The organism is Enterobacter cloacae complex sp. P15RS (genome assembly GCF_014895905.1).
Taxonomy (GTDB): domain Bacteria; phylum Pseudomonadota; class Gammaproteobacteria; order Enterobacterales; family Enterobacteriaceae; genus Enterobacter; species Enterobacter quasihormaechei.
On sequence record NZ_JADBQL010000015.1, the window covers coordinates 58,438 to 66,748 of the forward strand.

At 55.3% G+C, this 8,311-nt stretch carries 8 protein-coding genes and 1 tRNA gene; 6 read left to right on the forward strand and 3 right to left on the reverse strand.

Features of this window, described 5'->3' with window-relative positions; all coding sequences use genetic code 11:
• The gene (locus tag IM267_RS10135; RefSeq protein WP_003855925.1) at window positions 1-465 is read right to left on the reverse strand and encodes an FxsA family protein; all 465 of its coding nucleotides are present in this window, start codon (window positions 463-465) and stop codon (window positions 1-3) included.
• A gap of 335 nt (window positions 466-800) precedes the next feature.
• Between IM267_RS10135 and aspA the strand changes: the two genes are divergently transcribed.
• The 5 genes from aspA to IM267_RS10160 all read left to right on the forward strand — a co-directional run bounded on the left by aspA (window position 801) and on the right by IM267_RS10160 (window position 6,384).
• Complete coding sequence (gene aspA, locus IM267_RS10140; protein WP_003855923.1) at window positions 801-2,237, forward strand: aspartate ammonia-lyase; 1,437 nt, start codon at window positions 801-803, stop codon at window positions 2,235-2,237.
• Between the two features lie 116 nt (window positions 2,238-2,353).
• A complete protein-coding gene (locus IM267_RS10145) occupies window positions 2,354-3,655 on the forward strand; it encodes an anaerobic C4-dicarboxylate transporter (protein WP_003855921.1) in 1,302 nt (433 codons plus the stop codon).
• A gap of 113 nt (window positions 3,656-3,768) precedes the next feature.
• Window positions 3,769-4,092, forward strand: coding sequence for a divalent cation tolerance protein CutA (gene cutA, locus IM267_RS10150; RefSeq protein ID WP_193033325.1), 324 nt, complete (start codon window positions 3,769-3,771; stop codon window positions 4,090-4,092).
• Window positions 4,068-5,759, forward strand: a complete 1,692-nt coding sequence (locus IM267_RS10155) for a protein-disulfide reductase DsbD (protein ID WP_193033326.1) — start codon at window positions 4,068-4,070, stop codon at window positions 5,757-5,759. The genes cutA and IM267_RS10155 overlap by 25 nt, the downstream gene beginning before the upstream one ends.
• Before the next feature lie 49 nt (window positions 5,760-5,808).
• Entirely contained in the window at window positions 5,809-6,384 is a 576-nt protein-coding gene (locus IM267_RS10160; protein ID WP_022646797.1) for a transcriptional regulator, read from the forward strand.
• Here the strand turns inward: IM267_RS10160 and IM267_RS10165 are convergent.
• Both IM267_RS10165 and IM267_RS10170 read right to left on the reverse strand, forming a co-directional pair.
• Complete coding sequence (locus IM267_RS10165; protein ID WP_193033327.1) at window positions 6,381-6,971, reverse strand: LysE family translocator; 591 nt, start codon at window positions 6,969-6,971, stop codon at window positions 6,381-6,383. The genes IM267_RS10160 and IM267_RS10165 overlap by 4 nt on opposite strands.
• 36 nt (window positions 6,972-7,007) lie before the next feature.
• Window positions 7,008-7,853, reverse strand: coding sequence for an AraC family transcriptional regulator (locus IM267_RS10170; protein ID WP_193033328.1), 846 nt, complete (start codon window positions 7,851-7,853; stop codon window positions 7,008-7,010).
• Window positions 7,854-8,023: 170 nt separating this feature from the next.
• On the opposite strand from IM267_RS10170, the gene IM267_RS10175 reads away from it, so the two are divergent.
• Window positions 8,024-8,099 (forward strand) — tRNA-Phe (locus IM267_RS10175).
• The last annotated feature ends 212 nt before the right edge of the window (window positions 8,100-8,311 follow it).

The window sequence follows — 8,311 nt, forward strand, 5'->3', positions numbered from 1 at the left end:
TCACCGATCGTCTTTATGATCTAACCGGTCGCGCTGCTCATCCTTACGCTGGTATTCCCCTTCAAAGGTATCCCCCGGGCCGGTGCTGAAACCACCGCCCGGCATACGGCTGAAACGCAGGTGCGGCAGCAGCTTCATGGTCAGGTGCTTCTGTACCGGCGGCAACAGCAACAGCAGGCCGAGGAAGTCGGTGAAGAACCCAGGCAGGATCAGCAGCAGGCCAGCAATAATCAGCGACACGCTTTTGATCATCTCGGCTGCCGGGCTTTCGCCTGCGGCCATCTTCTGCTGCATTAACAGGAAATTTTTGAAACCCTGATTGCGCACCAGCGACATGCCGATGACGGAGGTGAAGATCACCAGAATCAGCGTCAGCAGGACGCCCAGCACGTGGGCAACCTGGATGAAAATCGAAATTTCAATGTAAACATAAAGAAAGAAAGCAATAAACGGTATCCAGCGCACTGGCATCTCCTGTGTGGCAGGTGCCTTCTGGCCCCTGTCTGAATGTGTTCGCGAAGCGCGTAGACAAGAGATGGTGACGGTTAGCCAAAATTCAATCGGTTTGCACGGATATTTTTTTTGGAAATATTAAAGCGGTGACCCATTTCACAGATTAATAATTATCATGAAATCGGGTCGATAATAAGTGATCCAGCTTACGGCAATTCGCTATCATCAGCATATGATCTCGAACATCTGGCCGATTGAGGGAATAATCGTCGGTCAGAAAATATTCAAAACCACATATATACTGTGTGTTTAGTACAATCCATCGGCAGCTTGAAAAGAAGGTTCACATGTTAAACAACATTCGTATCGAAGAAGATTTGTTGGGTACCAGGGAAGTTCCAGCGGATGCCTACTATGGTGTTCACACTCTGAGAGCGATTGAAAACTTCTACATCAGCAACAGCAAAATCAGCGACATCCCTGAATTTGTGCGTGGCATGGTGATGGTAAAAAAAGCCGCGGCTCTGGCGAACAAAGAGCTGCAAACCATTCCTAAAAGCGCTGCAAATGCGATTATCGCCGCATGCGATGAAGTGCTGAACAACGGCAAATGCATGGATCAGTTCCCGGTTGACGTCTATCAGGGCGGCGCGGGCACCTCCGTCAACATGAACACCAACGAAGTGCTGGCGAACATCGGCCTGGAGCTGATGGGGCATCAGAAAGGTGAATACCAGTACCTGAACCCGAACGACCACGTTAACAAATGTCAGTCCACCAACGACGCGTACCCAACCGGGTTCCGCATCGCGGTGTATGCTTCTGTCGTCAAACTGGTCGACGCGATCAATCAGCTGGGCGATGGCTTCCAGCGTAAAGCCGTTGAGTTCCAGGACATCCTGAAAATGGGTCGTACCCAGTTGCAGGACGCGGTCCCCATGACCCTCGGACAGGAATTCCACGCGTTTAACGTGCTGCTGAACGAAGAGACCAAAAACCTGCTGCGCACGTCCGAGCTGCTGCTGGAAGTGAACCTGGGGGCAACCGCCATCGGTACACGTCTGAATACGCCGGATGGCTATCAGCAGCTGGCGGTACAGAAGCTGGCTGAAGTGTCCAACCTGCCGGTTGTGCCTGCGGAAGACCTGATTGAAGCTACCTCCGACTGCGGCGCCTACGTGATGGTGCACAGCGCGCTGAAGCGTCTGGCGGTGAAACTGTCCAAAATCTGTAACGACCTGCGCCTGCTCTCCTCCGGTCCACGCGCTGGCCTGAATGAAATCAACCTGCCAGAGTTGCAGGCGGGTTCGTCCATCATGCCAGCTAAAGTTAACCCAGTGGTACCGGAAGTAGTGAACCAGGTTTGCTTCAAGGTTATTGGTAACGATACGACCGTCACCATGGCTTCCGAAGCCGGTCAGCTCCAGCTGAACGTGATGGAGCCAGTGATTGGCCAGGCGATGTTTGAATCCATCCATATTCTGACCAACGCCTGCTACAACCTGCTGGAAAAATGCATTAACGGCATCACCGCCAATAAAGAGGTGTGTGAAGGTTACGTGTATAACTCAATCGGCATCGTCACCTACCTCAACCCGTTCATCGGCCACCACAACGGCGACATCGTCGGTAAGATTTGTGCCGAAACCGGTAAGAGCGTGCGTGAGGTCGTTCTTGAGCGAGGATTGTTGACCGAAGCCGAGCTGGACGATATCTTCTCCGCCCAGAACCTGATGCATCCGGCCTATAAAGCGAAACGATATACCGATGAAAGCGAACAGTAACCGTTCAGGCTAAGCTTCCGAAAGGCACGTCACTTGTGACGTGCCTTTTTTCTTTATGGGCGTTACCAAAACACAACAATTCAATATCAACTTGTTAATAAGCAAGGCAGGTCTTTATGTTTGGAGCAGAACTCGTCATCGTCCTGTTGGCGATTTATTTGGGCGCACGACTCGGGGGTATCGGCATCGGTTTTGCCGGCGGTCTTGGGGTGCTCGTACTTACCCTGATTTTTCAGATTAAACCCGGCGCAATCCCTTTTGACGTTATCGAAATCATCATGGCGGTTATCGCTGCCATTGCGGCCATGCAGGTCGCTGGCGGTATGGACTACCTGGTGAGCCTGGCGGAGCGTATGCTGCGTCGCCATCCGAAATACATCACCTTCCTTGCCCCGCTGGTGACGTGGTTTATGACCATCCTCGCCGGCACTGGCCACACCGCCTTCTCCACGCTGCCGGTGATCACCGAAGTGGCCAAAGAGCAGGGCATTCGCCCGTCTCGCCCTCTCTCTATTGCCGTGGTGGCGTCCCAGATTGCGATCACCGCCTCGCCCATTTCCGCGGCCGTGGTCTTCTTCGCGGGGATCCTTGAGCCGATGGGCGTGAGCTACCTGACGCTGCTGGCGATCTGTATTCCGGTCACGCTGATTGCGGTGATGATCACCGCCGTGCTGTGTAACTTCCTCGGCGCCGAGCTGAAAGACGATCCGGTTTACCAGGAGCGCCTGGCAAAAGGCGAAGTGAGCCTGCGCGGAAGCCAGGTCTTCGAGCTGAAGCCGCACGCGAAACGCTCCGTGCTGCTGTTCCTGATCGGTATCGTCGCCGTGATGTTTTACGCGACCGCCATCAGCGATACGGTAGGTCTGATCCAGAACCCGGTTCTGCCACGTAACGAAGCCATTGTGGTCTTCATGCTGACCATCGCGACGCTGATTAGCATCACCTGTAAAATCGACACCAGCGAAGTGCTGAACGCCAGCACCTTCAAATCCGGTATGAGCGCCTGCGTGTGCGTGCTGGGCGTGGCGTGGCTCGGTGATACCTTCGTCAAAGCACACATCAGCGATATCCAGACCGTTGCGGGCGACCTGCTGCACAACTATCCGTGGCTGCTGGCGGTGGTGCTGTTCTTTGCGGCGACGCTGCTGTATTCCCAGGCCGCGACCACCAAAGCGCTGATGCCTGCGGCACTGATGCTGGGCGTTACGCCGCTGACGGCGATTGCCTCTTTTGCGGCCGTTTCCGCCCTGTTCGTACTGCCAACCTACCCAACCCTGCTGGCCGCGGTTGAGATGGATGACACCGGCTCAACCCGCATCGGTAAGTACGTGTTTAACCACGCGTTCCTGATCCCGGGCGTGGTGGCGATTACGCTCTGCGTGATCCTCGGCTTTATCATCGGTGGCATTGTGCTGTAAACGGTTAGCCGTTGTAAAAATAGTTAAAATCGGGCCGCTCTGCGGCCCGTTTCATTAATGACCAATCGCATGGCGTGATATAGTGAAGACTTTCGTGATGAGGAGGTCGACTTGTGAACACGCCTGATGCTGTTGTTGTACTGTGTACCGCCCCTGATGAAGCCTCTGCCCAGGATCTCGCCGCCAAAGTGCTGGCCGAAAAACTGGCTGCCTGCGTCACGCTTTTACCCGGCGCAACCTCCCTTTATTACTGGGAAGGCAAGCTGGAGCAAGAGTACGAAGTCCAGATGTTGCTCAAAACCAATCTGACCAACCAGCAGGCGCTCCTAGACTGCCTCAAGTCTCATCATCCATACCAAACCCCGGAGCTGCTGGTGCTGCCAGTAGTCCACGGCGATAACGATTATATCTCATGGCTCAACGCTTCTTTACGCTGATCCTGCTGCTGTGCAGCACGTCAGTTTTTGCCGGGTTGTTTGACGCACCCGGCCGTTCGAACTTTATTCCTGCCGACCAGGCGTTCGTTTTCGACTTTCAGCAAAACCAGCACGATCTCAGCCTCACCTGGCAGGTGAAAGAGGGTTACTACCTCTACCGCAAGCAGGTCAGCATCACGCCGGCAAAGGCTGACGTTGGCGCATTGCAGATGCCCGCTGGAGAATGGCATGAGGACGAGTTCTACGGCAAAAGTGAAATTTATCGCCAGCGCTTAAGCGTGCCCGTCACGGTGAATCAGGCGGATAAAGGCGCTACCCTGACGGTGACGTATCAGGGGTGTGCCGACGCCGGGTTCTGCTATCCGCCGGAAACAAAAGTCGTGCCACTGAGTGAAGTCAAAGGCGTAGCCGCGGCTTCTCCGCCTCCTGCGAGCGAAGAGGCCAAAGGCCGCGCTGATCTGCCTTTCTCCGCGCTATGGGCGTTACTGATTGGTATCGGCATCGCCTTTACGCCCTGCGTACTGCCCATGTACCCGCTTATCTCTGGCATCGTGCTGGGCGGCAAGCAACGTCTTTCCACCGCCCGCGCGCTGGTGCTGGCCTTTATCTACGTGCAGGGCATGGCGCTAACCTATACCGCGCTCGGCCTCGTGGTCGCCGCTGCTGGATTACAGTTCCAGGCAGCCCTTCAGCACCCTTATGTGCTTATCGGGTTGTCAGCGGTGTTTATTCTGCTGGCGCTGTCGATGTTTGGCCTGTTTACCCTGCAACTGCCCTCTTCCCTGCAAACCCGTCTGACGTTGATGAGCAACCGTCAGCAGGGTGGCTCTGCGGGCGGCGTGTTCGCTATGGGTGCCATCGCCGGTCTGATTTGCTCTCCCTGCACCACCGCGCCGCTGAGCGCCATCCTGTTATACATTGCCCAGAGCGGCAACCTGTGGCTCGGCGGCGGCACGCTGTACCTCTACGCGCTCGGCATGGGCCTGCCGCTGATCCTGGTGACGGTGTTTGGCAATCGTCTGCTGCCGAAGAGCGGCCCGTGGATGGAGACGGTGAAAACCGCGTTCGGTTTTGTCATTCTGGCGCTCCCGGTATTCCTGCTGGAACGCATCATCGGTGATGTCTGGGGTACACGTCTGTGGGCGTTGCTCGGCGTGGCCTTCTTCAGCTGGGCGTTTATCGTGAGTCTGGGTGCGAAGAAGCCGTGGATGCGTCTGGTACAGATCCTTCTGCTGGCGGCCGCGCTGGTGAGCGTCCGTCCTTTGCAGGACTGGGCGTTTGGCACACCGACAGGTCAGACGCAGGCTCATCTGAATTTTATACAGATTAAGAACGTGGATGACCTTAACCGCGCCCTGGCGCAGGCGAAAGGCAAACCGGTCATGCTCGATCTCTATGCCGACTGGTGCGTGGCCTGCAAAGAGTTTGAAAAATACACCTTCAGCGATCCGCAGGTACAACACGCGCTGAGCGATACCGTTCTGCTTCAGGCGAACGTTACCGCCAACAGCGCGCAGGATAAGGCGCTGCTGAAGCAACTTAACGTGCTCGGTTTGCCTACCATCCTGTTCTTCAACGAACAGGGGGCAGAACAGCCGACGCAGCGTGTAACCGGGTTTATGGACGCGACGGCATTCAACGCGCATTTGCGCAATCGCCAACCGTAAACAACACTTTAGACGGGACAAACCGTTGGGAATAGCGGAGGAGATAACCGTGCAACGCGAAGACGTACTGGGACAAGCCCTGCAATTACTTGAGATTCAAGGGATCGCCAGCACCACGCTTGAGATGGTAGCCGACCGTATCGATTACCCTCTGGATGAACTTAAGCGCTTCTGGCCGGATAAAGAGGCGCTGCTTTATGATGCCCTGCGCTATCTCAGCCAGCAGGTGGATATCTGGCGCAGGCAGCTGATGCTGAATGAAGAACTGACCACCGAGCAAAAGCTGCTGGCACGCTATACCGCGCTGACGGAGTGTGTCACCAACAACCGTTACCCTGGGTGCCTGTTTATCGCCGCCTGCACCTACTTCCCCGATCCCGGACATCCTATCCATCAGCTGGCAGATCAGCAAAAACGTGCGGCGCACGAGTTTACACACGAGCTGCTGACCACACTTGAAGTGGATGACCCGGCGATGGTCGCGAAGCAGATGGAGCTGGTGCTGGAAGGTTGCCTGAGCCGTATGCTGGTGAACCGTAGCCAGGCTGATGTGGATACGGCGCACCGTCTGGCGGAAGATATTTTGCGGTTTGCACAGTGCCGTATGGGTGGTGCACTGACCTAAGCCAGCATTCCCGTCCAGGCGGAGATAAACAAACACAGCGCCATCACGCGCTGAAATCGCACCATCGCCACGGTGGTGCGGAAAATCCGGTTTACCGCCTTCCCCAGCCACGCCCAGCACAACAAACAGACCACTGAGATCGCCAGGAACCATAGCGCCATCAGCGCAATATCCCGTAATGCATGGTCGCTTGCCGGCGCAAACAGACTGACAACTGCCAGCGCCATCATCCAGGTTTTCGGATTCACAACCTGTAATAACGCCGCCGCCCGGGCGGTAAATCGTACATGGCGTCTGGAGGAGAGATTCGCGGCCGGGGCGCTAAACAGCTGCCAGCTCATCCAGGAAAGCCATAGCACACCCGCCCAGCTCATCACCTGACGTATCAGCGGATACTGGCGTAATGCTTCTCCTGCCCCTGCGCCGGAAACCAGAACGATAGCGCTGGCGGCAATACACCCACCGAGGATCGCAGGAACCGTATTTTTTACGCCAAAGTGCTGACTGTTAGTCAGTACCAGAATATTGGTTGGCCCCGGCGTAATGGAGGCGACAAACGCAAACAGCAGAAAGGATAATAAATTCACAGGTGGCTCCTTTTTAGTAGAGCCATGAATGTGCCGTTATTTTCTGTAAACGTCTGGAAGGTTTGTGCACAACCGACGGTAGTGTGCCGGAGAAATACGGTACGCCCGCTGGAACCAGCGACCAAGATGGCTTTGATCGGCAAAACCCACTGCCGTGGCAACATCAACAGGCAGTCCCCCACACGCCAGCATCTGTCGGGCCTTTGCCAGACGCAGCTGGATAAGCCAGGCGTGCGGCGCGAGGTGAAACTCGCGCTTAAAGCAGCGGGTGAGGGTAAAACGATCCGTCCCCGTCTCACGCGCAAGGTCTGATAGCCCCACGTTTTCGCCGATATGCGCATAGAGATAGTCACGGGCACGATGCGCCACGGCGGAGCTTTGTAACTGAGACGGGAGTCTCTTACGCCAGTGGCAGTGGGCTGTAATCTGAGAGAGCAGGTTATCCATTGTGCTTTGCTGTACGATTTTCATTTCATCGTTATGCAACGAGGCGAACGTATCACCGATAGAGCGCACCAGCTGAGGCTCCCGCGTCAGCGTTTGGGCAAAGTGGAGGGTGTAGCTCCCGGGAGTCGCGTCGTACAGACCCTGAAGCGTACGGGTGAGCCAGCGTTCATCGAGATAAAAGGTCAGATAAGTAAAGCCACCCTCTACCGGCGCATCACCGTCATGGATTTCACCAGGCTCAAGTAAAAAAGCATCGCCCGGCTGGCTATGGTGCCGTTCACGCCGACAGTGGAACTGCTGCGTGCCGGAAAGGGTTATTCCGACCAGATAGCTGTCGTGCCAGTGGGGATCAAAGGCGTGCCCTTCGAAATGTGCCTTGATTGTTTCAATACCTGTTTCTGCATGCTGACGCAGCTCAAGCCAGTCATTTGCCATACTGCCCTCCTCTTTACCGTCAGCATTGTCATAGCTTGCCTGAACTGTCTGGAAGATTTGTGCAATTTCAGCGCACAAACGGACAGATTGCCGCAAACTTAAGCAGTTGAACAGCTTTTCCCGAAATAATGTTGACGATCGCGCGCGATTGCGGTTTAATGCGCTCCGTTGCCCGGATAGCTCAGTCGGTAGAGCAGGGGATTGAAAATCCCCGTGTCCTTGGTTCGATTCCGAGTCCGGGCACCACTATTCAAAGAACCCAGCCTATGGCTGGGTTTTTGCTTTTCTGCGTTTATCAAAACCTTACCTTATTTTTATTCCTGTTATCTCTTTCCGGTAAGATCGTGCGATTAGCATTGCCCGGTGGCGCTGCGCTTACCGGGCCTACAAAACCTGTAGGCCGGATAAGGCGAAGCCGCCATCCGGCTTGATTTCTGACGCACAAAGCAAAAAACCCC